Origin of the sequence: Cellulomonas algicola (assembly GCF_019024305.1) — a bacterium.
In the GTDB taxonomy this organism is placed as follows: Bacteria; Actinomycetota; Actinomycetes; order Actinomycetales; family Cellulomonadaceae; genus Cellulomonas; species Cellulomonas algicola.
Map to the genome: position 1 here is coordinate 271,141 of NZ_JAHKSJ010000002.1, position 21,949 is coordinate 293,089.

The 21,949-nt window shown below is 73.4% G+C and carries 17 protein-coding genes; 11 read left to right on the forward strand and 6 right to left on the reverse strand.

The features are described from left to right. Positions 1-65: 65 nt before the first annotated feature. Complete coding sequence (locus tag KOV94_RS01245; RefSeq protein ID WP_218051004.1) at positions 66-1,871, reverse strand: gamma-glutamyltransferase family protein; 1,806 nt, start codon at positions 1,869-1,871, stop codon at positions 66-68. Between the two features lie 186 nt (positions 1,872-2,057). Between KOV94_RS01245 and KOV94_RS21090 the strand changes: the two genes are divergently transcribed. Further along, positions 2,058-3,092 carry a diguanylate cyclase domain-containing protein gene (locus KOV94_RS21090; RefSeq protein WP_124341411.1) on the forward strand — a complete coding sequence of 345 codons (1,035 nt, stop codon included), beginning with the start codon at positions 2,058-2,060 and terminating at the stop codon, positions 3,090-3,092. Positions 3,093-3,215: 123 nt separating this feature from the next. On the opposite strand, the gene KOV94_RS01255 is transcribed toward KOV94_RS21090, so the two are convergent. Next, positions 3,216-3,680, reverse strand: coding sequence for a tRNA (cytidine(34)-2'-O)-methyltransferase (locus KOV94_RS01255; RefSeq protein WP_218051005.1), 465 nt, complete (start codon positions 3,678-3,680; stop codon positions 3,216-3,218). Positions 3,681-3,783: 103 nt separating this feature from the next. On the opposite strand from KOV94_RS01255, the gene mgrA reads away from it, so the two are divergent. Both mgrA and KOV94_RS01265 read left to right on the forward strand, forming a co-directional pair. Then, a complete protein-coding gene (gene mgrA, locus KOV94_RS01260; RefSeq protein ID WP_218051006.1) occupies positions 3,784-4,821 on the forward strand; it encodes an L-glyceraldehyde 3-phosphate reductase in 1,038 nt (345 codons plus the stop codon). Continuing rightward, positions 4,818-5,561: an alpha/beta fold hydrolase gene (locus KOV94_RS01265; RefSeq protein ID WP_218051007.1), complete on the forward strand. Its 744-nt coding sequence runs from the start codon at positions 4,818-4,820 to the stop codon at positions 5,559-5,561. Before mgrA ends, KOV94_RS01265 begins: the two co-directional genes overlap by 4 nt. Before the next feature lie 253 nt (positions 5,562-5,814). Here the strand turns inward: KOV94_RS01265 and KOV94_RS01270 are convergent, their stop codons facing one another. Both KOV94_RS01270 and KOV94_RS01275 read right to left on the reverse strand, forming a co-directional pair. After that, complete coding sequence (locus KOV94_RS01270; RefSeq protein ID WP_218051008.1) at positions 5,815-6,795, reverse strand: acetylxylan esterase; 981 nt, start codon at positions 6,793-6,795, stop codon at positions 5,815-5,817. A 131-nt stretch (positions 6,796-6,926) separates the two neighbouring features. Then, positions 6,927-7,997 (reverse strand): LacI family DNA-binding transcriptional regulator, encoded by a 1,071-nt coding sequence (locus KOV94_RS01275; protein WP_124341406.1) that lies wholly within the window; start codon positions 7,995-7,997, stop codon positions 6,927-6,929. Positions 7,998-8,233: 236 nt separating this feature from the next. Between KOV94_RS01275 and KOV94_RS01280 the strand changes: the two genes are divergently transcribed. The 8 genes from KOV94_RS01280 (at position 8,234) to KOV94_RS01315 (ending at position 19,167) form a co-directional block, all read left to right on the forward strand. Beyond that, positions 8,234-10,573, forward strand: a complete 2,340-nt coding sequence (locus KOV94_RS01280; protein WP_218051009.1) for a beta-xylosidase/alpha-l-arabinosidase — start codon at positions 8,234-8,236, stop codon at positions 10,571-10,573. Further along, positions 10,570-11,652 carry an ABC transporter permease gene (locus KOV94_RS01285; RefSeq protein ID WP_200829619.1) on the forward strand — a complete coding sequence of 361 codons (1,083 nt, stop codon included), beginning with the start codon at positions 10,570-10,572 and terminating at the stop codon, positions 11,650-11,652. The genes KOV94_RS01280 and KOV94_RS01285 overlap by 4 nt, the downstream gene beginning before the upstream one ends. Then, a complete protein-coding gene (locus KOV94_RS01290) occupies positions 11,646-12,572 on the forward strand; it encodes a carbohydrate ABC transporter permease (RefSeq protein WP_124341404.1) in 927 nt (308 codons plus the stop codon). The genes KOV94_RS01285 and KOV94_RS01290 overlap by 7 nt, the downstream gene beginning before the upstream one ends. A gap of 74 nt (positions 12,573-12,646) precedes the next feature. Continuing rightward, positions 12,647-14,314: an ABC transporter substrate-binding protein gene (locus KOV94_RS01295; RefSeq protein WP_124341403.1), complete on the forward strand. Its 1,668-nt coding sequence runs from the start codon at positions 12,647-12,649 to the stop codon at positions 14,312-14,314. 91 nt (positions 14,315-14,405) lie between these two features. Continuing rightward, positions 14,406-16,463 (forward strand): beta-galactosidase, encoded by a 2,058-nt coding sequence (locus tag KOV94_RS01300; RefSeq protein ID WP_308160305.1) that lies wholly within the window; start codon positions 14,406-14,408, stop codon positions 16,461-16,463. Continuing rightward, positions 16,460-18,139, forward strand: a complete 1,680-nt coding sequence (locus KOV94_RS01305) for a GH39 family glycosyl hydrolase (RefSeq protein ID WP_218051010.1) — start codon at positions 16,460-16,462, stop codon at positions 18,137-18,139. Before KOV94_RS01300 ends, KOV94_RS01305 begins: the two co-directional genes overlap by 4 nt. A gap of 5 nt (positions 18,140-18,144) precedes the next feature. After that, positions 18,145-18,846 (forward strand): DUF624 domain-containing protein, encoded by a 702-nt coding sequence (locus KOV94_RS01310; RefSeq protein WP_218051011.1) that lies wholly within the window; start codon positions 18,145-18,147, stop codon positions 18,844-18,846. Between the two features lie 51 nt (positions 18,847-18,897). Further along, positions 18,898-19,167 carry a type II toxin-antitoxin system Phd/YefM family antitoxin gene (locus KOV94_RS01315; RefSeq protein WP_218051012.1) on the forward strand — a complete coding sequence of 90 codons (270 nt, stop codon included), beginning with the start codon at positions 18,898-18,900 and terminating at the stop codon, positions 19,165-19,167. A gap of 56 nt (positions 19,168-19,223) precedes the next feature. Here the strand turns inward: KOV94_RS01315 and KOV94_RS01320 are convergent, their stop codons facing one another. Then, a complete protein-coding gene (locus KOV94_RS01320; protein ID WP_124341398.1) occupies positions 19,224-19,805 on the reverse strand; it encodes a hypothetical protein in 582 nt (193 codons plus the stop codon). Positions 19,806-19,853: 48 nt separating this feature from the next. Further along, on the reverse strand, positions 19,854-21,911 hold the full coding sequence (locus KOV94_RS01325; protein WP_218051234.1) for an alpha-glucuronidase: 2,058 nt from the start codon (positions 21,909-21,911) through the stop codon (positions 19,854-19,856). Positions 21,912-21,949: the final 38 nt, after the last annotated feature.

Below are 21,949 nucleotides of genomic sequence, written 5' to 3' on the forward strand. Positions count from 1 at the left end.
CGGCGCACAGCGAGGCGGCTCGACCGCGCCAGACGTCGGACCTCCTCCGCACCCGAGGACGCGCGTCAGCGCCCGACCGCGTACCCCTGCATGCCGCGCGGGTTGGCGGCCGCGACGAGGAAACCGTCCGCGCGCACGCCCGCGGCGCTGATCCGGCCGAGCGACCACGGCCCGGCGTCCTGCACGGCGTGCCCGCGGTCGGCGAGCGCGGCGAGGACCTCGGCACCGAGCCGCGACTCGGCGACGAGCCCGCGGGCGACGTGCGTGCGCGGGTAGAACGACTCGGGGACGTGCGACGAGTGCCAGGACGGGGCGTCGATCGCGGCCTGCAGGTCGAGCCCGCCGAGCAGGTGCCGCAGCAGGAACGGCACGGTCCACTGGTCCTGCTGGTCCCCGCCCGGGGTGCCGAACGCGAAGCCGGTGCCGTCGTCGTCGAGGACGAGTCCCGGGCTGAGGGTCGTGCGCGGGCGACGCCCCGGCGCGAGCGAGCCCGGCAGGCCCGGCGTGAGCCAGAACATCTGCGCGCGCGTCGGCAGCGGGAAGCCCAGGCCGGGCACGATCGGGCTCGACTGCAGCCAGCCGCCCGACGGCGTCGCGGACACGCGGTTGCCCCACCGGTCGACGACGTCGACGTGGCAGGTGTCGCCTGTGGTGACGCCGCTCGTCGAGACCGTCGGCTCGCCGACGCCCGCGACGGCGGCGGGCCGCTCGATCCGCTGCAGGACGTGTGACAGCACCGGGTCGCGGCCGTCGGGCCGCCCGGGACGCAACCCGTCCGCAGCGTCGGGGCCGACGAGCCGCGCGCGGTCCGCCGCGTACGCCGTCGACAGGAGCGTGCCGAGCGGGACGTCGGGCGCGTCGCCGTACCAGGCCTCGCGGTCGGCGAACGCGAGCTTCGCGACCTCGACGACGGTGTGCACGAGCTCCGTCACGGCCCCCGACGGCGCCGCCTCGCCGGACGCGGCGCGGACGAGCGGCCCCACGTCGAGCGCGTCGAGCATCGCGAGCTGCTGGAGCAGGACCGGCCCCTGCCCCCACGCGGCTGTCTTGTGCACCGTCCGGCCGGCGAACCGCAGGGTCGTCGTCGGCTCCTCGGTCGGTCGCCAGGCCGCCAGGTCGGACGCGGTGAGGAATCCCGTGTGCGCGCGGCCCGACGAGTCCCGCACGGGCGTCCCGGTGACGAACGCGTCGACGGCCTCGGCGACGAACCCCTCGTAGAACGCGCGTCGCCCCGCCTCGATCTGCGCCTCGCGGTCGGGCCCCGCGGAGCGCGCCTCGGCGACGATGCGGTCGAAGGTGTCGGCGAGCGACGGGTTGCGGAACCGCGCGCCAGCCCCCGGCAGCGCGCCGCCCGGCAGGTAGACCGCGGCGGACGTCGGCCAGTGCTCGGCGAACAGGTCCCGCACCGTCTCGACGGTTCGGGCGGCCGTCGGCAGCAGCGGGAAGCCGTCGCGCGCGTACCCGGCCGCGGGGGCGAGCACGTCCTCGAGCGTCATGGTCCCGTAGCGCGCGAGCAGGTCGAGCCAGGCGCCGAACGCGCCGGGGACGACGGCCGCGAGGTGGCCCGTGCCGGGTACGAGGTCGAGGCCGAGGTCGCGGTAGGCGTCGATCGTCGCGCCCGCGGGTGCGGTGCCCTGGCCGCAGACGACGAACGTGTGCCCGTCGGACGCGCGGTGCCCGATGATCGGCGCGTCGCCGCCCGGCCCGCACAGGTGCGGCTCGACGACGCTCACGACGAACCCGGCGGCGACGGCCGCGTCGAACGCGTTCCCGCCCGCCTCGAGCACGCGCATCCCGACGCCGCTCGCGAGCCAGTGCGTCGACGCGACCATGCCGAAGGTCCCGGTGAGCTCGGGGCGCGTGGTGAACATCGACCGATCGTCTCCCACGCGCGACGTCGCCGCCGCACCGGGACGACGCCGCTGCGCCTCGCGTCGCCCCGATCGGCGCAGCGCACCGACCGGCGGGATGAACCCTCACCGAGCCCGCGGCGAACGGTCCGTGAACTTCGGACGACCTGTCCGTTCTGCCCGCTGACCTGCGAGAATGATGCCCGGGTGGACGACGACCTGACGCTTCTCGCCGACCGGCTCCAGCACGCCCTCGGTGACTACCGGACCACCGCCGCCGCGACCGTGAAGGAGCTCGCGCGTGCCGTCGACGTGGTCGACGCCGACATGCCGATCGCGCGCCTCGAGGTCCTCTTCCGCTCGCCGCACGTCACGACCGTCGCGGTCCGCGACCCCGCCGACCCCGCCCGCATCGGGCTCGTCACGCGCACCCGGTTCACCGCCGCGATGACCGGCCGCCTCGGCTTCGGGCGCGCCGTGCACGCACGCCGCGAGACCGGCGAGATCGCCGACTGGGCACCGCTCGTCGCGCCGCCGTCCGCGCCCGTCTCCGAGGTCGCGGTCCGCGCGATGGAGCGGCACGACGAGCGCCGGTACGACGACGTGATCGTCGCGGGCGACGTGTGGGCGGTCGCGAGCACGTCCGACCTCGTGCACGCCCTGTCGACGCTGCTCGCGGTCCGGTCGCTGCACGACTCGCTGACCGGGCTCGAGCACCGCGCGATGCTCCAGCACCGGCTCGCGGAACGGTGCGCCGACCTGCACGGCACCGCGGGCCGTGTCGTCCTCGTGCTGCTCGACGTGCGGGGCTTCCGGCACCTCAACGCGACCCGCGGGTTCGCCTTCGCGGACGTCGTCCTCGCCGCCCTCAGCGCCCGGCTGCGCGGGATCGCACCCGTCCGGTCCGACGCGGCCCGCGTGGGCGGCGACGAGCTCGCGCTCGCGGCGACGCTCCACGCGCGCGACGAGCAGCACGCCGCGCAGGTCGCCGAGGGGCTGCGGCAGCAGCTCGTCGAACGGCTGGCCGTGCCGGCGTCAGGCATCGAGGCGGCGGACTGGCCGTCCCTGCACGCGGTCGTCGTCTGGTCGGAGCCCGGCGGCGGGACGCCCGACGAGCTGCTGCGGCTCGCGCAGCGCCGGCTCGGCGAGGCGAAGGACCGCTGGCGGCTGCGCGCGTCAGGGCTGCCGGAGGTCCGGTCGCTGCTCGGGGGTGACGAGCTCGTCGAGGTCGTCGACCTCTGACGTCGGTGCGCCGCCCGGGAGCGGCCCGACGCGCACCGGCCGACGCCGCGCGTCCGGCGACGACGCCCGGACGTCGCCGGCGCACGGACGTCGGCGGGCCTCCGGGCCCCGCCTGCCCTCGCGTCAGGCGCCGCCCGGGAAGCCGAGCTGGCGCCACGCCTCGTAGGTGGCGACGGCAGCCGCGTTCGACAGGTTCATCGAGCGACGGCCGGGCAGCATCGGGATGCGGAGCTGGGCGTCGACGCGGTCGTGCGCGAGCACGTCGGCGGGCAGCCCGGTCGGCTCCGGGCCGAACAGCAGCGCGTCGCCGTGGCGGTAGGTCACGTCGGCGAAGGACGTGGTCGCCTGCGTCGTGAAGGCGAGCACCCGGGCGTCCGGCAGGGCGTCGAGCAGGGCGGAGAAGGAGGCGTGCACGACGACGTGCGCGAGGTCGTGGTAGTCGAGACCCGCCCGCTTGAGCCGCGCCTCGGACAGGTCGAACCCGAGCGGCTCGACGAGGTGCAACGTCGCGCCCGTGCCCGCGGCCATGCGGATCGCGTTGCCGGTGTTCCCGGGGATGCGGGGCTCGAAGAACACGACGTGCAGCACGCGCCGATCCTAGGCGGGGGCCCGGTCGGATCGATTCGGCCGACCGGCGTGCGGGCGGCTAGCGTGGCGACGCACGCTCCCACCGCCGAGAGGACGCCCCGCGATGCCCACCGAGCCCGTCTACCGCGCCGCGGACGAGCGCTACGACGCCATGACCTACCGTCGCACCGGGCACAGCGGCCTCGACCTGCCCGCGCTGTCGCTCGGCCTGTGGCACAACTTCGGCGACACGACGCCGCTCGAGACGCAGCGGGCCGTCCTGCGCCGCGCGTTCGACCTCGGCATCACGCACGTCGACCTCGCGAACAACTACGGCCCGCCCTACGGCTCGGCCGAGGCGAACTTCGGCCGGGTCCTGCAGCGCGACCTCAAGCCGTACCGCGACGAGCTCGTCATCTCCTCCAAGGCCGGCTACGACATGTGGCCGGGCCCGTACGGCGACGGCGGCTCGCGCAAGTACCTGCTCGCGTCGCTCGACCAGTCGCTCGCGCGGCTCGGGCTCGACTACGTCGACGTCTTCTACTCGCACCGCCCTGACCCGAGCGTCCCGATCGAGGAGACGATGGGTGCGCTGCACACCGCGGTGACCAGCGGCAAGGCGCTGTACGCGGGCATCTCCAACTACTCGCCGTCGCAGACGCGCACCGCGCAGCGCGTGCTCGCCGACCTGGGTACGCCGCTGCTCATCCACCAGCCGTCGTACTCGATGTTCAACCGGCACGTCGAGAACGTCGCCGAGGGGGAGTCGGAGTCGCTGCTCGACGTCGTCGGCGACCTCGGCATCGGCACGATCGTCTTCTCGCCGCTCGCGCAGGGCCTGCTGACCGGTCGCTACCTGTCCGGCGACGTGCCGTCCGACTCGCGCGCCGCCGTCGGCCACTTCCTGAAGCCGTCGGCGCTGTCCGAGACGTACCTGACGCGCGCGCGGGCGCTGAACGACATCGCCGCCGGCCGCGGGCAGTCGCTCGCGCAGCTCGCGCTCACCTGGGTGCTGCGGGACCCGCGCATCACGTCCGCGCTCCTCGGCGCGTCGTCCGTCGCGCAGCTCGAGGACAACGTCGCCGCGCTGTCCGCACCCCCGCTGACCGACGACGAGATCGCCGCGATCGAGCCCCACGCCGTCGACGGCACCGGCCGGTGAGCGCGCCGCTCGTCCTGCTGCACGGGCTCTCGGACTCCGGCGACTGCTGGCCGGGCGTCGTCGCCCACGTCGGCGACCGGCGCGTCCTGACGCCGACCGCGCTCGGGCACGGCGGCCGGCCGCTGCCCGACGTCGTCGCGATCAGCGCCCTGGGCGCGGACGTCGTCGCGACGCTGCGGTCCGAGCTCGGCACCGAGCGGGCCGTCGTCGTGGGGCACTCGATGGGCGGGCTGATCGCGCAGGAGGTCGCGCTCACGGCACCGGACCTCGTCGCAGCCGTCGTGCTCGTCGACCCCGCGTGGACCGCCGGCGACGTCCCGCCCGAGTGGCTCGCCGACGCGGTCGCCGCGCGGCACACGCCCGTCGAGGAGCTCGTCGCGCAGTCGCGCCGCGACGACCCGGCCTGGCCCGAGGACGAGCGCGCTCCCTGGGCGGCGGCCCGCTCGGGCCTGCACCCCCAGCTGGCCGCGGTGCCGCACCGGTGGGCCGAGCGCGACTGGCCCGCGTCCGTCGGCGAGATCACGGCGACCGGCATCCCGGTCACGCTCGTCACGGGCGACCCGGACCGCACGATCGTCGGCCCGGCGCTCGTCGCACGCGCCCTCGCGGCCGTCGCCGACGCGGGCCCCGACGCCGCGCGCCTGACGATCGTCAACCTGCCGGGGACGGGCCACAGCGTCCACCGCGACGCCCGCCCGGCGTTCCTCCGCGCCCTGGACACGGTCCTCGCGTCGTCCTGACGCCGGACCACGCGCCGCCCGCGCCCGGGCCGGACGACAGTCCCCTGTCCTCGAACGCGCCATCACGTGCGTCTGAGGCACCTCACACGGCCGTGATGGCGCGTTCGAGGTGCGCCTGAAGCCGTCCCGTCGCCGTTTCACGGGGCGAGCACGACATCAGGGGCCCGCCGGGGTTCGACGGTCCTGGTGGTCGACCGCGGTTCTGGCCGTCGTCGTCCTGACGGTCCTCGCGGGTCCGGACGGCGTCGGACCGTCAGAGGTGGGTCGCGAACCAGGTCAGGATGCGGCGGTGGTGGACCGCGTCGCCGTTCTCGTGGTGGTTGAACGGGTAGACGGCGATGTCCCGCGGCACCGACGGGTCGCCGTCGGCCCACGCGTTGAACGCGGCGAAGGCGGTGGACGGCGGGCACACGGTGTCGCGCAGGCCGGTGCCGAACAGCGCGGCGGCCCGGGCGCGACGGGCGAGGTGCACGCCGTCGAGGTAGGACAGCGTGCGCAGCACCGACTCCTCGGCGCCGCGGTGCACGGCCAGGTAGCGCACGATCTCGGCGTACGGCTCGGTGTCGACCAGCCCGATCGCCCGCTGCACGTGGCACAGGAACGGGGCGCTCGCGGCGACGGCGGTCAGGTCGGGGACGAGCCCGGCGACGGCGATCGCGATGCCGCCGCCCTGGCTGTTGCCGAGCGCCGCGACGCGCGACGCGTCGACCCCGGGCAGCGTGCGCACGGCGTCGACCGCCCGCACGGCGTCGGTGTAGAGCCGCCGGTAGTAGGCGGTGTGCGGTGAGCGGATGCCGCGCGTGACGAACCCCGGTGCCGCGGGGTCGGACCCGACCGGGTCGGGTGTGGAGCCCCCGTTGCCGTACTGGCCGCCCTGGCCGCGCGAGTCCATGAGCAGGTGCGCGTACCCGGCGTTGGCCCAGGTCAGCCGCTCGATCGGCTCGCCGCGACCGCGCCCGTACCCGAGGTACTCGACGACCGCCGGGAGGTCGCCGTCGACGCCCGCGGGCCGCGTGTACCAGGCGCGCACGGGGTGGCCGCCGAAGCCGGGGAACATGACGTCCCAGGTGTCGACGAGCGTGAGCCCCGTGTCGACGCGCGTCGCGGTGACGGGCGTGTCGTGCGTGCGGGCCTCGGCGAGGGTCGCCGACCAGAAGGCGTCGAGGTCGTCGGGCTCGGTGACGTCGGGACGGTAGGTGCGCAGCTCGGCGAGCGGGAGGTCGAACAGGGCCACGGCGGTCCTCCGGTTCGGGTCGCGTCGTCGCGACGGTTCGTCGGGCGTGGTGGTCGGTGCGGGACGGCGGCCGACGCGCGACCGCCGCGGTCGTCGGTGCGCGCGGGAAGGACGAGCGGACCCGCGCGGCGTCAGACGGCGACGGGCGGCGGGGCGGTGCTCTCGCGCACGACGAGCTCGGTGGCGAGGTCGATGCGCTGGTTGGTGGGCGTCTCGCCGCGGGCCAGGGCGAGCACGAGGCGGGTCGCGGTCGCGGCCATCTCGTGCAGCGGCTGGTGGACGGTCGTGAGCGCCGGGCCGAGCCACTCGGTGACGGGCAGGTCGTCGAACCCGACGATCGACACGTCCTCGGGGACGCGCAGGCCGAGCTCGCGCGCGGCGCGCATGACGCCGAGCGCCTGGAAGTCGGACCCGGCGAAGATCGCGGTGGGGCGGTCGGGACGGGACAGGAGCTCGAGCCCGTGCCGGTAGCCGCCGTTGACGAAGAAGTCGCCGTAGCGGATGAGCGCCGGGTCGGTCGCGATGCCGGCCTCGTCGAGCGCGGACCGGTAGCCGTCGATGCGTGCGCGCGAGCAGAGCACGTCGACGGGTCCGGAGATGACGGCGACGCGGCGGTGGCCGAGCCCGAGCAGGTGACGCGTCGCGGCGAGGCCGCCGGCCCAGTTGGCGGAGCCGACGACGGGGACGCCGGGCGGCTGCTCGCCCGCGGTGTCGACGACGACGAACGGGATGGACCGGGTCTCGAGCTGGCGCCGCTGCGCGGGGTCGAGGTCGGACAGCACGAGGATGACGCCGCGCGGGCGGCGTGCGAGCACGTCGTCGAGCCACTCCTGCCGCGGGCGGTGCGCGCCGCCGAGCTCGGAGAGCACGACGCCGACGCGTGCGGGCCCGGCGACCTCCTCGACGCCCTTGATGATCTGGGTGGCCCACGCGGAGTCGAGCTCGTGGAAGACGAGGTCGATGAGGCCGGGGCCGGTCGAGGTGCGGCCGCGGCGACGCCGGTACTGGTACCGGTCGATGACCTCCTCGACGCGGGCGCGCGTGACGGCGGCGACGTCGGTGCGGCCGTTGAGGACCTTCGACACGGTCGGGACCGACACGCCGGCCTCGGCGGCGATGAGCGCGATGGTGGCGGTGCCTCCCGCGGGGGAGGCAGGGGCGTCGACGCCCTCGGCCGGCCCTGCGGCATCCGTGCTGGTCATCCTCGCAACCTTCCCGCGAACCGCAAGTATCGCGTCCGAACGTAGCACCGCGAACGGCACATTCCGACGGCCTCGGGGGAGCCGGACGGGTGAAGCGGGAGAGTCCTGGCAAGTTTTGGCAAACGATTGACACGCGTTGTCGGGAGTGTCTAGTTTCCGAGGCGTTGACCTTTCGCCAACGACGGCGATAGTTGCGGACGCTCACGACGACGTGGGCGCGGGAGGGAACCGACCCGATGACGGACGCACCGCAGGCCCCCTGGCGGGACGCGACACGCACCCCCGACGAGCGCGCCGCCGCCCTCGTGGCGGCGATGACGGTCGACGAGAAGGTGTCGCAGCTCGTCGGGCTCTGGGTCGGCGCCGACGCGTCGGGCGGGGGCGTCGCCCCGCACCAGGCCGACATGACCGGGGACCTCTCCTGGGACGAGGTCATCGCCGACGGCCTCGGGCAGCTCACCCGCCCGTTCGGCTCGGCGCCCGTCGACCCGGTCGCCGGCGCGCGCAGCCTCGCCGCCTCGCAGGAGCAGGTCGTCGCCGCCAACCGGTTCGGCATCCCGGCCCTCGTCCACGAGGAGTGCCTCACGGGGTTCGCCGCCTGGCAGGCGACCGCGTACCCGGCGCCGCTGTCGTGGGGTGCGACGTTCGACCCCGCCCTCGTCGAGGCGATGGCCGCGCGGATCGGCGCGAGCATGCGGGCCGCGGGCGTGCACCAGGGACTCGCGCCCGTCCTCGACGTCACGCGCGACTACCGCTGGGGCCGCACCGAGGAGACCATCGGCGAGGACCCGTACCTCGTCGGCACGGTCGGCACCGCGTACGTGCGGGGGATCGAGTCCGCAGGCGTCGTCGCGACGCTCAAGCACTTCGCCGGGTACTCGGCCAGCCGCGCGGGCCGCAACCTCGCGCCCGTCTCGATCGGCCCGCGCGAGCTCGCCGACGTGATCCTGCCGCCGTTCGAGATGGCGGTCCGCGAGGGCGGCGCCCGGTCGGTCATGCACTCGTACGCCGAGCTCGACGGCGTCCCGTCGGCGGCCGACGCGTGGCTGCTCACGACGCTGCTGCGGGACACGTGGGGCTTCGACGGGACGCTCGTCGCCGACTACTACGGCGTCCGGTTCCTGCACACGCTGCACGGGGTCGCCGCCGACGACGGGCACGCCGCCGCCCTGGCCCTGAGCGCGGGCGTCGACGTCGAGCTGCCGAGCGTGCACTGCTACGGCCGCCCGCTGCGCGAGGCCCTGGCCCGTGGTGACGTCGACGAGGCGCTCGTCGACCGTGCGCTGCACCGCGTGCTGCGGCAGAAGGTCGAGCTCGGCCTGCTCGACGAGGGCTGGGAGCCGCTCCCGGCCCACGTCGACGCCCTGACGCTCGACGACGCCGAGAGCCAGGACGTCGCGCTGCGCCTGGCACGCGAGGCGATCGTCCTCCTCACCAACCCGGGCGCGACACTCCCGCTGCGCGGCGGCCAGCGCGTCGCCGTCGTCGGACCGCTCGCCGACGATCCCTACGCGATGCTCGGCTGCTACTCGTTCCCCGCGCACGTCGGCGTGCACCACCCGGACCACGCGATCGGCCTCGACATCCCGACGGTGCTCGACGGACTGCGCGACGCCGGCGTCACCACCACGACCGCGCGCGGGTGCGACGTGACGGACCCCGACCGCAGCGGGTTCGCCGAGGCGGTCGCGCAGGCGGAGGCCGCCGACGTCGTCGTCGCGGTCGTCGGCGACCGCGCCGGGCTCTTCGGCCGCGGCACGTCGGGGGAGGGGTGCGACGCGACCGACCTGCACCTCCCTGGGGTGCAGGCCGACCTGGTCCGCGCGCTCCTGGACACGGGCACGCCCGTCGTCCTGGTCCTGCTCACGGGCCGCCCGTACGCGCTCGGCGACCTCGCGACCCGCTCCGCGGCCGTCGTGCAGGCGTTCTTCCCGGGGCAGCGCGGCGGCCAGGCGCTCGGCGAGGTGCTGACGGGGGCGACCAACCCGTCGGGCCGTCTGCCCGTGAGCCTCCCCGCGGACGCGTCCGGGCAGCCCGGCACGTACCTGTCGCAGCCGCTGGGCCGGCGCACGAAGGTGTCGAACATCGACCCCACGCACGCCTTCGCGTTCGGTCACGGCCTGTCGTACACGACCTTCGACTGGGACGCCCGCCTGGCGACCGGTGATGCCTGGCCCGTCGACGGCGAGGCCGTCGTCGAGGTCGACGTGACGAACACGGGCGGCGCGGCCGGCGCCGACGTCGTGCAGCTCTACCTGCACGACCCCGTCGCCCAGGTGACGCGGCCCGTGGTGCGGCTCGTCGGGTACGCGCGCGTCGACCTCGCGCCCGGCGAGCAGGCCCGCGTGACGTTCAGCGTCCCGGCCGACGTCACCGCGTTCACCGGCATCGACGGCCGCCGCGTCGTCGAGCCGGGCGACGTCGAGCTGCGCGTCTCGCGGTCGAGCGCCGAGCACCGCGCGACCCTCACCGCGCGCCTCGACGGCCCGCTGCGGACCGTCGACCACACCCGCCGCCTCGTCACCGAGGTGGCCGTGCTCACCGGAGCCGACGCACCGGAGGTGGTGACCGCATGAGCAGCGTCCAGGAGCCCGTCGTCGCGGGCGTCGCGACGACGCCGGGCGCGCCGCCGCCCGTCGGCGTGGCCGACAACGCCCCGCCACCGGCGGGCACCCCGCAGCAGCGCAAGCCCCGGCGGACCCGCCGCGTACAGCCGTTCACCACCCCCGGCGGCACCGTCGTCCGCCCCAGCCGCACCACCTGGCGGCAGGCGCTCAGGAAGGACTGGCGGCTCTACACGTTCCTCGTCCTGCCGCTCGTCTTCCTGCTCGTCTTCCGGTACCTGCCGATCCTCGGCAACGTCGTCGCGTTCCGTCGGTTCCGGCCCGGGTCGAGCATCTTCGGCGACGAGTGGGTCGGCCTCTACTACGTCCGGATGTTCATCAACGACCAGCAGTTCTGGCACGCGTTCACCAACACGGTCGTGCTGGGCCTGCTCACGCTGGTGATCGTCTTCCCGCTGCCGATCCTGCTCGCGCTCATGCTCAACGAGGTGCGGTCGCGGCACTTCAAGCGGTCGGTGCAGACGATCTCGTACCTGCCGCACTTCATGTCGATCGTGATCGTCGCGGGCGTGGTGTTCCAGCTCACCGCGGTGAACGGGACGATCAACCAGATCATCACGGCGCTCGGCGGGGACGCGATCACCTTCATGCAGGAGGCGTCCTGGTTCCGGACGATCTACCTGAGCTCGGAGGTCTGGCAGACCGTCGGGTGGGGCACGATCCTCTACCTCGCGGCGCTCACGACGATCGACGACCAGCTCTACGAGGCGGCCCGGATCGACGGCGCCAACCGCTGGCAGCAGACGTGGCACATCACGCTGCCGGGCATCCGCCCGACGATGATCGTGCTGCTCATCCTCAACGTCGGCACGTTCATGGCGGTCGGCTTCGAGAAGATCCTGCTGCTGCAGAACCCCCTCATCTACTCGACGGCCGACGTCATCTCGACGTACCTGTACCGCGTCGGCATCGTCTCGAACAGCGTCTCCTACGCCACCGCGATCGGCCTGTTCGAGGCGATCATCGGCGTGACGCTCGTCCTGTCCGCCAACGCGATCTCGCGCAAGACCGTGGGGGCGTCCCTGTGGTGACCACCGACCAGAAGCCCGCCGCCGTGGTCAGCACGAAGCCGCGGGTCGTCAAGGACAGCCGCGGCTACCGGTCGTTCCGGTTCCTCAACGCGGCGCTGCTGATCGTCGTCTGCGCGCTCGTGCTGTACCCGTTCGTCAACATCGTCGCGCAGGCGTTCTCGTCCGAGGGCTACATCAACTCGGGCCAGGTGAACCTGTTCCCGCGCGGGTTCAACGTGACGACGTTCGGCGTCGTCATGGGCGACGACATGTTCTGGCGCAACTACCGGAACACCGTCGTCTACACGGTGGTCGCCACGACGATCGCGATGGCGCTCACGACGACGTACGCGTACGCGTTGTCGCGGCGGAACCTCAAGGGCCGCAAGTTCTTCATCGGCGTGGCCGTCGCGACCATGTTCTTCAACGGCGGTCTCATCCCGAACTACGTGCTCATCAGCGAGCTCGGGATGCGCAACACGATCTGGGCGATCGTGCTCCCGAACGCGATCAGCGTCTTCAACCTGCTGGTGATGAAGTCGTTCTTCGAGAACTTCCCGAGCGAGCTCGAGGAAGCGGCCGCGATCGACGGCATGACGACGTACGGGATCTTCTTCCGCGTCGTGCTGCCGCTGTCGAAGGCGGTCGTCGCGACGATGCTGCTGTTCTACGCGGTGTCGTTCTGGAACGCCTGGTTCGCCGCCTTCCTCTACATCGACGACCCGAAGCTCTACCCCGTGACGATGTACCTGCGGAACCTGCTCGCGGGCGTGACGTCGGGGACGTCGATCCAGGGCGGCTCGACGGACAACCTCACGCAGATCGCGGCGAACGTGCAGTCCGTGACGATGCTCCTCACCGTGCTGCCGATCATCTGCCTCTACCCCTTCATCCAGAGGTACTTCGTGTCGGGCGTGATGCTCGGCGCGGTCAAGCAGTGACGCCCTCTGGCTGGCGCACCGCATTTCCCATCCCCTCCCGTGCAGGACGACGGAGTTCCACGAAAAGGAGAATCATGAGGTCAGCACGAAAGCGCGCAGGCGTCGCGGCGTCGATCGCGGTCCTCGCCCTCGCCCTGACGGCGGCGTGCTCGTCCGGCGACGGTGCGACGGCCGAGGAGACCGGCGGCGACGCCGGCATCCCGGAGGCGAACCGCGTCGGCGCGATGGAGGACTTCGCGGCCGGCACGGAGTTCGTCGCGACCGAGCCGGTCACGTTCGGCCTGCTCTACCGCGACCACCCGAACTACCCGCTCAAGGAGGACTGGCTCTTCCTCACCGAGCTCAAGGACAAGCACAACGTCGACTTCGACATCACGAGCGCGCCGCTGTCCGACTGGGACCAGAAGAAGTCGCTCATCATCTCCTCGGGCGACGCACCCGAGTTCATCCCGGTGACCTACAAGGGCCAGGAGACGCAGTTCGTCGCGGGCGGAGCGATCCTGCCGCTGTCGGACTACGTGCAGTACATGCCGAACTTCCAGCAGAAGATCGAGGAGTGGGGGATGCAGGACTACCTCGACTCGCTCGAGCAGGCCGACGGCAAGTACTACATGCTCCCCGGCCTGTACGAGTCGCCGCAGCCGCAGTACTCGATCGCGGTCCGCAAGGACCTGTGGGACGCGGCGGGCCTCACCGAGGACCCCGAGACCTGGGACGACTTCCGTGACGCGCTCGAGAAGCTCAAGGCCGCGAACCCGGGCGTGTGGCCGATGTCGGACCGCTGGTCGACGACGAACAACAGCCCCCTGGGTGCGACGCTCAACATCGCCGCGCCGAACTTCGACACGATCGCCGGCTGGGGCTTCGGCCAGGGCCTGTGGTTCGACGAGGACGAGGAGAAGTTCGTCTACGCGCCGACGACCGACGGGTACAAGGACCTCGTCGAGTACTTCGCGGGGCTCGTCGAGGACGGACTGCTCGACCCCGAGTCGCTGACCCAGGACGACGACACCGCGATCCAGAAGTTCGGCTCGGGCCAGTCGCTCGCGATCTCCGGCAACACGCAGGAGGTCACGACGTACCGCAAGACGTTCACCGAGGCGGGCAACGCGTCGGCCGACGTCAAGCTCATCCGCGTGCCCGCCGGCCCGGCCGGTGACAACGTCGCCTCGGGCTCGCGCATCGCGTCCGGCTTCATGCTGTCGTCGGCCGCGAAGGACTCGCCGCACTTCCTCGCGCTCCTGCAGTGGATCGACTGGCTGTACTACTCCGACCAGGGCATCGAGTTCGCGCAGTGGGGCGTCGAGGGCACGACGTACACGAAGGACGGCGACACCCGCACGCTCGCCGCGGACGTCGACTGGAACGGCCTCAACCCGGCGGGCACCAAGAAGCTCAACGCCGACTTCGGGTTCAGCAACGGCGTGTTCATGTTCGCGAACGGCACGACGGACGAGCTCATCGGCTCGATGCAGTCCGACTCGACCCGCGCGTTCGTCGAGTCGATGGCGGACAAGGAGGAGCTGCCGATCGCGCCGACCGCGCCGCTCGACGAGATGCAGCAGGAGCAGGTCACGCTCTGGCAGTCCGCGCTCAACGACTCGGTGCTGCAGAACACGGCCGCGTTCATCCTCGGGTCGCGCCCGCTGTCGGAGTGGGACGCGTGGATGACCGAGCTCAAGGGTCTCAACGTCGACCAGTACGTCGACACGTACAACCAGGCGCTGGCCGCGAAGGGCTGACGCCGCCCGGACCCGGCCGCTCCCGCGTCGCTGTGCGCGGGGCGGCCGGGTCCGCCGTTCCACCCCTGTGTCCCGGGAGACGTGCCGAATCGTGAGCAACCAGGTCCGCTACGGCGGCGACTACAACCCCGAGCAGTGGCCGAAGGACGTGTGGGAGGACGACCACCGCGCGTTCGACGAGGCCGGTATCACGACCGTCACGGTCGGGGTGTTCGCGTGGGCGCACCTGCAGCCCGCGGAGGACCGGTACGACTTCTCGACGCTCGACGCGATCGTCGACCGGGCGGCGCAGGCCGGGCGGGAGGTCGTGCTCGCCACGCCGTCGGGAGCGATGCCGCCGTGGCTCGCGCGCGCCTACCCGGACGCCTGCCGCGTGGACTTCGAGGGCCGGCGGCACGTGTTCGGGCAGCGGCACAACCACTGCCCGTCGTCGCCGGACTTCCGCCGGCTGTCGGTGGAGCTCGCGTCGCGGCTCGCGCAGCGGTACGCGGGCCATCCCGGGGTCGTCGCGTGGCACGTCGGCAACGAGTACGGCGGCGCGTGCTACTGCCCGCTGTGCGCGGCGGCGTTCCGCGTCTGGCTGCGCGAGCGGTACGGCACGCTCGACCGCCTCAACGACGCGTGGAACGCGACGTTCTGGTCGCACACGTACACCGACTGGGACGAGATCCAGCCGCCGACCATGCTCTCGGAGCACTGGCGCGGCCCGCACCACACCGCGTTCCAGGGGACGACGCTCGACTACCGCCGCTTCATGTCGGACGCGCTGCTGGGCGGGTTCGTCGCGGAGAAGGCCGCGATCCGCGCGCACGACGCGACGACGCCCGTCACGACGAACTTCATGGGCCTGTACCAGCCGGTCGACTACCACCGGTGGGCGCCGCACCTCGACCTCGTGACGTGGGACAACTACCCGCCCGCGGACACCCCGCTGCGCACGGCCGCCCGGATGGCGGCCACGCACGCCGCGATGCGCGGGGTCAGCGGCGGTGCGCCGATCTGGGTCATGGAGCAGACGCCGTCGATCACGGCGTCGCGCGACGTGAACCCCGTGAAGCGGCCCGGCGTCCTCGCGCTGTGGACGTGGCAGTCGGTCGCGCACGGCGCCGACGCGACGCTGTTCTTCCAGCTCCGCCAGTCGAGGGGCGCGTGCGAGAAGTACCACGGCGCGGTGATCGACCACTCGGGGCGGACGGACACGCGCGTGTTCCGCGAGGCGTCCGCCCTGGGGTCGTCGCTGAAGACCCTGGGGGACGGCGTCCTCGGCGCGCGCACGCCCGCGCGCGTCGCGCTGCTGCTCGACTGGGACTCGTGGTGGGCGGTCGAGATGACCGACGGCTACAACCGGCACGTCTCCTACGTCCAGACGCTGCTGCAGTACCACCGGGCGCTGTGGTCGGCGAACGCCGCCGTGGACGTCGTACCCGTGACCGCGGACCTGGCGGGGTACGACGTCGTCGTCGCGCCGCTGCTCCACCTGCTCAAGGGCGACGTCTCCGAGCGGCTCACCGCGTTCGTGCACCGCGGCGGCTCGCTCGTCACCACCTTCTACGGCGGCCGGGTCGACGAGGACGACAACGCGTTCCTCGGGGAGCCGCCGCTCGACGCGCTGCTCGGCGTCCGCGTCGAGGAGACCGACTCCGCCGCGCCCGACGTCGCGAACCCCGTCACGCTGCGCCTCGGGGGTCCCGGCACCGACGGCGCGATCGACTGGAACGGCTCCACGACCCACCCGGCGACGCTCGTCTTCGAGCTCCTCGTCCCGCACGACGGCACCGAGGTCGTCGGCACGTACGGCGCCGACTTCTACGCGGGCACGCCGGCGGTCACGCGTGCCGCCCGCGGCGAGGGCGCCGCCTGGCACGTCGGCACCGGGCTCGACGACGACGGGGTCGCACGCGTCCTGCGGCACGTGCTCGACCAGCACGGGCTCATGGGTCCGCACGCCGACGAGCCCGCGCTCGAGGTCGTCGACCGCGTGCAGCCCGACGGCACCCGGTACCGCTTCGTGCTGCACCATGGGAGCACGCCGCTCACGGTGACGTCCGAGGTGGAGGGCACGGACGCCCTCACCGGACGCGTCGTCCGCCGCGGTGACACCCTGACCCTCGCGCCCGCCGACGTGCTCGTCCTCCAGGAGACCCCGTGACCCGTGTCGTCGTCCCGGCCACCCCGCTCGGACCGCTGCCCGAGGCGTGGCGGCACTGCGTCGGCACCGGCCGGCTCAACCTCGCGCTGCGCGCCGACTACCGCGAGTCCCTGGCGATGGTGCAGCGCGACATCGGGTTCCGGCACATCCGCGGGCACGGGCTGCTGTCCGACGACATGGGCGTGCTGCGCCCCTGGTCGATCGGCGACCGGTCCGGGCGCCGGCACTCCTTCACCTACGTCGACCAGGTGCACGACGCGTTCCTGTCGCTCGGCATCAGACCGTTCGTCGAGCTCGGGTTCATGCCGTCGGTGCTCGCGTCGGGGGACGACACCGTTTTCTGGTGGAAGGGCAACATCACGCCGCCGTCCTCGTGGTCGGACTGGACCGACCTCGTGACCGCGCTCGTGCGGCACCTGGTCGACCGCTACGGGATCGACGAGGTCCGGCAGTGGCCGATCGAGGTGTGGAACGAGCCGAACCTCGTGCAGTTCTGGAAGGACGCCGACCAGGACGCCTACCTGCGGCTGTACGAGGTCACCGCGCGCGCGATCAAGGACGTCGACGCGTCGCTCCAGGTCGGCGGCCCGGCCATCTCGCCCGGGGCCGACGACTGGTGGCAGCCGTTCGCCGACTTCGTGACCGGCCGCGACGTGCCGTGCGACTTCCTCAGCGTGCACGCGTACGCGTCCGGCCCCGCGCAGCACGTCCCGTTCGGCAGCTACCAGACGCTCAAGCCGCCGCAGGACCTGCTCGACCAGTTCGCGACCCCGCGCCGGCTGCTCGCCGGCCACCCGCTCGCCGACCTGCCCGTGCACGTCACGGAGTTCAACACCTCGTACTGCCCGGACAACCCGATCCACGACACCGCCTACAACGCGGCCTACCTCGCGCCCGTCATGGTCGGGGGCGGCGACCACGTCGACTCGTTCTCCTACTGGACGTTCTGCGACGTGTTCGAGGAGGCGTGGATCCCCACGTCGTTCTTCCACGGCGGGTTCGGGCTGCTCACGCACCGGCAGGTGCCCAAGCCGACCTACCACCTGTTCGCGTTCCTGGCCCGCATGGGCCGGCACGTCCTCGCGCGCGGCGACGACCACCTGGTCTGCGTCGACGACGAGGGGCGCGTCACCGTGCTCGCCTGGCAGCCCGTCGGCGGAACCGACGGTGCGCCCGCCCACGAGCGGCACGAGCTGCGACTGTCGGTGCCGGTCGGTGTCGGTGCGGGTGGCGACGCGGACGGTGTCGTCGGCGGTCCGGCGACCGCGTTCGTCGTGCGCGAGCGCGTCAACGAGCACGAGGGCAACGCCTTCGCCGCCTGGCGCGAGCTCGGCCGCCCGTTCTCGCCGACCGAGCGGCAGGTCGACGTCCTGCGCGACCTCGCGCGCCCGTCGTCGGCGCACGCGGCCTACCCGGTCGTCGACGGCCGCGTCTCGCTCGACCTGTCCCTCGCCCGCCACGAGGTGACGTTCGTCGAGGTCACGCCCGTCGCCGAGACGTTCCACGAGGGCCTCGACGACCGGCGGCTGCTCGGCGTCGACGACGACCGGCTCGTCGCCGACCCGCCCGGCACGGGTCGCGCGGTGGCGCTCCTCAGCGGCGCGCGGGCGCACGTCGACGTGGGCGACGCGGAGCTGCCCACACCGCGCACACCCGACGACGGCCCGGCAGGGTGAGCGCCGTGAGCGCGGACGCCGACCGGTTCTCCGAGGTCGGCCGCGGACCGTTCTCGCGCGGGTCCGCGGCGGTCTACTGGGCCGTCGTGATCGAGGGCCTGCTCGTCCTCACGTCCCTGCCCACCCTCCTGGCGTTCGTCCTGCTCGACCGCTCACCCGGCAACGCGCCGCTGTTCGCGCTCGCGGCCGTGCCCCTCGGACCGTCGCTCGCCGCCGCGGTCTTCGCGTGGCGCGACTGGCTCACGACGCCGCCCGGCGACCGCGACCTGTCACCGGCGCGGCACTACTGGCGCGGGTACCGGCTGAACTGGCGCGACGTGCTGCGGTGGTGGGTGCCGACGCTCGTCGTCCTGACCGTGCTCGCGATCAACGTCGCGGGCGCCGGTGCGCTGGGCGGGTCCGGCGGTGCGTTCGCGATCGTCTCGCTCGTGATCGCCGTCGCCGTCCTGGTGTGGGCGGGGAACGCGCTCGTCCTGTCGTCCCTGTTCGCGTTCCGCACGCGCGACGTCGCTCGCCTGTCCGCGCACTACCTCGCCGCGAAGCCGGTCAGCGGGCTCGGGGTGCTCGCGCTCGTGGTCGTGGCGGTCGGCATCGCGCTGCTCGCCACCGACTGGCTCCTCGTCCTGCTCGCGTCCCCGCTGGTCGCTCTCCTGGTCCGCAACGCCACCCCGGTGATCACCGACGCGACCACCCGCTTCACCACCTGACTGAAGACGCAGGGCTGCCGGTGAGCGGTACTCGGTGCTCCACCTGGCTCCATGACGACGATCGGCGTGGGGGAGCTCAGGCGGGACGCGTCTGGCGTGCTGCGTCGCGTCGCCCAGGGCGAGCGTGTCGTCGTCACCCTGCACGGCCGTCCCGTGGCGGACCTCGTCCCGCACACCGAGGTGCGTCCGACCTGGCGCCCGGTCGCCGACCTCGCCGCTCTGTTCCCCGCCGTGGGCGATCCTGACGTCGTCGCTGACCTCGCAATGGTCGACTCCGCGGTGGATGACCCGTTCGAGCGGGACGTCGCGCGAGATTGCTGAATCCCACAACGAACGGCCCGATCAGGTCGGCGTCTGAGACGCGAGCCGGCCCGTGCTCAGGCCGGCGGCGGGCCGCCCACGAGCGCGAGCGCGTCCTCGTACCCGCCGCCCACGTCGACCCGCGTGAGGTCGCGCAAGCGCCATCGCGTGGTCGTGTCGTCCCACGTGGCGCCCGGGGTGATCTCCCGCAGCCGCAGGTGCTTCGGACCGACGCGCTCGGGCCGGCCGACAAAGCAGACCGACGGGTCGTCCTCCTCGACGTGGATCGTCACGAGCGGAGCCGCAGCCCCGGCGGTCCGCACGAGCCCGCCGACGTCGTCGAGATCCAGCGATCCCGTCGAGGAGGGCGGGCCGGGGGGCCACTCGCCGCGGGCCGTGAGAGCGGCGCGGTAGAACGCGGCGCTCTCGTCGACCCGCTCACGCACTCGGCGGACGTCGGACAACCGGACCGCGGTCCACCCGTCGAGGCGGATGTCGTCGCCGAGCACCGCGACCAGCAGCCACGCGCGTCCGACGTCGACGACGTAGCCGTCGATCGAGGCAGCCTTCCGGATGCGCCGCGTGACCCGCACGGCGGTGCGCTCGCGGACGGCGGCGGCCAGAGTCGCGCGGAGCTCGGCATCGGTGAGGCGAGGCATCGGGCCAGTCTCCTCGCCACCTCGCCGGCGCGGCTCGTGGGTATCGGGTCAGTACACCGTTCGGCCGGTCGCGTCCGGGATGCCGCTGTGGCGGAAGACGTACGTGCGGAGCTGGTCGCGCCACTCGTGGGCGCTGCGCACCTGCTCGGCGAGCCGTTCGGCGACGCGCGCGTGCAGGTCGGCGGGGACCTGACCGGCGATCGCGTCCCACGCGGCGGCGTTCTCGACCGTGCGGGCGGCACCGTCCCAGTGGGTGTCGTACACGTGCTGGGCGACCGAGACGCCGCTGTGCAGCACGTGCGACCACGGCACGTGGTGGAAGAAGAGCAGCAGCTCGTCGGGGCACGTCGTGACGTCCTCGTAGACGTCCCGCCACGGTGCGGGGAACTGCCCGGTGAAGCCCGTGCCGGTCGCGCGCGTGCGGTCGACGCCGATGCCGTCCCGATCGGCGAAGTGGTACGTGCCCCACGGCGTGTACTCGTAGCCGTCGACGTCCGGGCCGTAGTGGTGGCCGGGGCGGACCATGAACCCGACGCCGAGCGGGGCCGTGTAGTCCTCGTACGTGCGCCACGAGTCGTCGAGGACCCGGTGCAGCGTCTCGCGCACGACGGGGTCGGCGTCCGGGAAGGTGAGCCCGATCCACTCGTCGAGCAGCGTCTGCGGGTCCGCCGACGGGTCCCACGCGAGGCGCGCGAACGAGTAGAGGTTGGCCTGCGCGAGCGGGTGGCCGGTCCAGAACGCGTCGTCGCCGACGTTCGACACCGCGACCAGCCCGGCGCGTCGGGCGTCGTCGGGCCCGCCGGTCCCGGCCGCGACGTCCGCGACGGTCCGGCCGCCGTCCCCCCACGGCCGGAAGCGCAGGATCTCCGACCACTGCGGCCCCAGCCAGACGGCGTGCTTCTGCTGGCCGGTGTACTCCTGCGTGACCTGGAGCTCGACGGCGAGGCGCGTGCGCGGCATCGCGGCGATCACGGGGGAGACGGGCTCGCGCGTCTGGAAGTCCATCGGCCCGTACTTCACCTGGAGCACGACGTTGTCGTCGAACCGCCCGTCGAGCGGGGAGAAGTGGTCGTGCGCGGCACGCGCGCGGTCCGTCGACCGGTCGCGCCAGTCCTGCTTGTGGTCGTAGACGAACGCGCGCCAGAACACCGTCCCGCCGAACGGCTTGAGCGCCCGGGCCAGCAGGTTCGCCCCGTCGGCGTGGTCGCGCCCGTAGGCGAACGGGCCGGGCTGACCCTCCGAGTCCGCCTTGACGACGAACCCGCCGAAGTCGGGGACCGCGTCGTAGACGTCCGCGACGCGCGCCGCCCACCACGCCTGCACGTCGGCGTCCAGCGGGTCCGACGTGGGCAGGCCGCCGAGCGTCATGGGCGCCGCGAACGACACCGACAGGTGGACGCGGATGCCGTGCGGGCGGAAGAGATCCGCGATGCGCGCGACGTCGGGCAGGCCGTCCGTGAGCAGGCGCGCCTCGGTGTGGTGCACGTTGACGTTGTTGATCGCGACGGCGTTGATGCCGACCGACCCGAGTAGCCGCCCGTAGGAGGCGACGCGAGACAAGTCCTCACGGACGCGACCGTCCGCGTAGAAGATCGACCCGCCCGCGTAGCCGCGCTCGACCTGCCCCATCACGGGGTGCACGTCGACGTTGTCCCAGTGGTCGAGCATCCGGAGCTCGTTCACCGGCGCGTGCCAGGTCAGCGCGGCCTCGCCGTCGAACGTCCCCGCGCCCGCCCGGACGAGGTGGTGGAGCCCGTACAGCAGGCCCACCGGGTCGAGCCCCAGGACCGTCGTCGTCGCTCCCTCGCGCAGGACGCCGAACGACCCAGACGCGGTCGGCACGTCGGCGGTGAGCGTGCGGACGGGGTCGTCGGACGCGGTCGTCGGCGTCGACGGCTGCACGAGCGCGAGCACGACGTCGTGCCCGCGCGCCTCCTCGACCGGCAGCGACGCGTCGGGCGAGGCGACCGTGACCGACCCGCCCCACCGTGCGGTCGCGGCGCGGACCTCGGCCACGACGGTCGCGCCGACCGGGTCGTCGGTCCCGGCGGCGACGAGCACGCGGCGCTCGCCGAGCGGACGCAGCGCCTCGTCGGGCAGCCACATGGGGTGGGCGTCGGTGCGGGTCACGCGGGTCCTTCCGT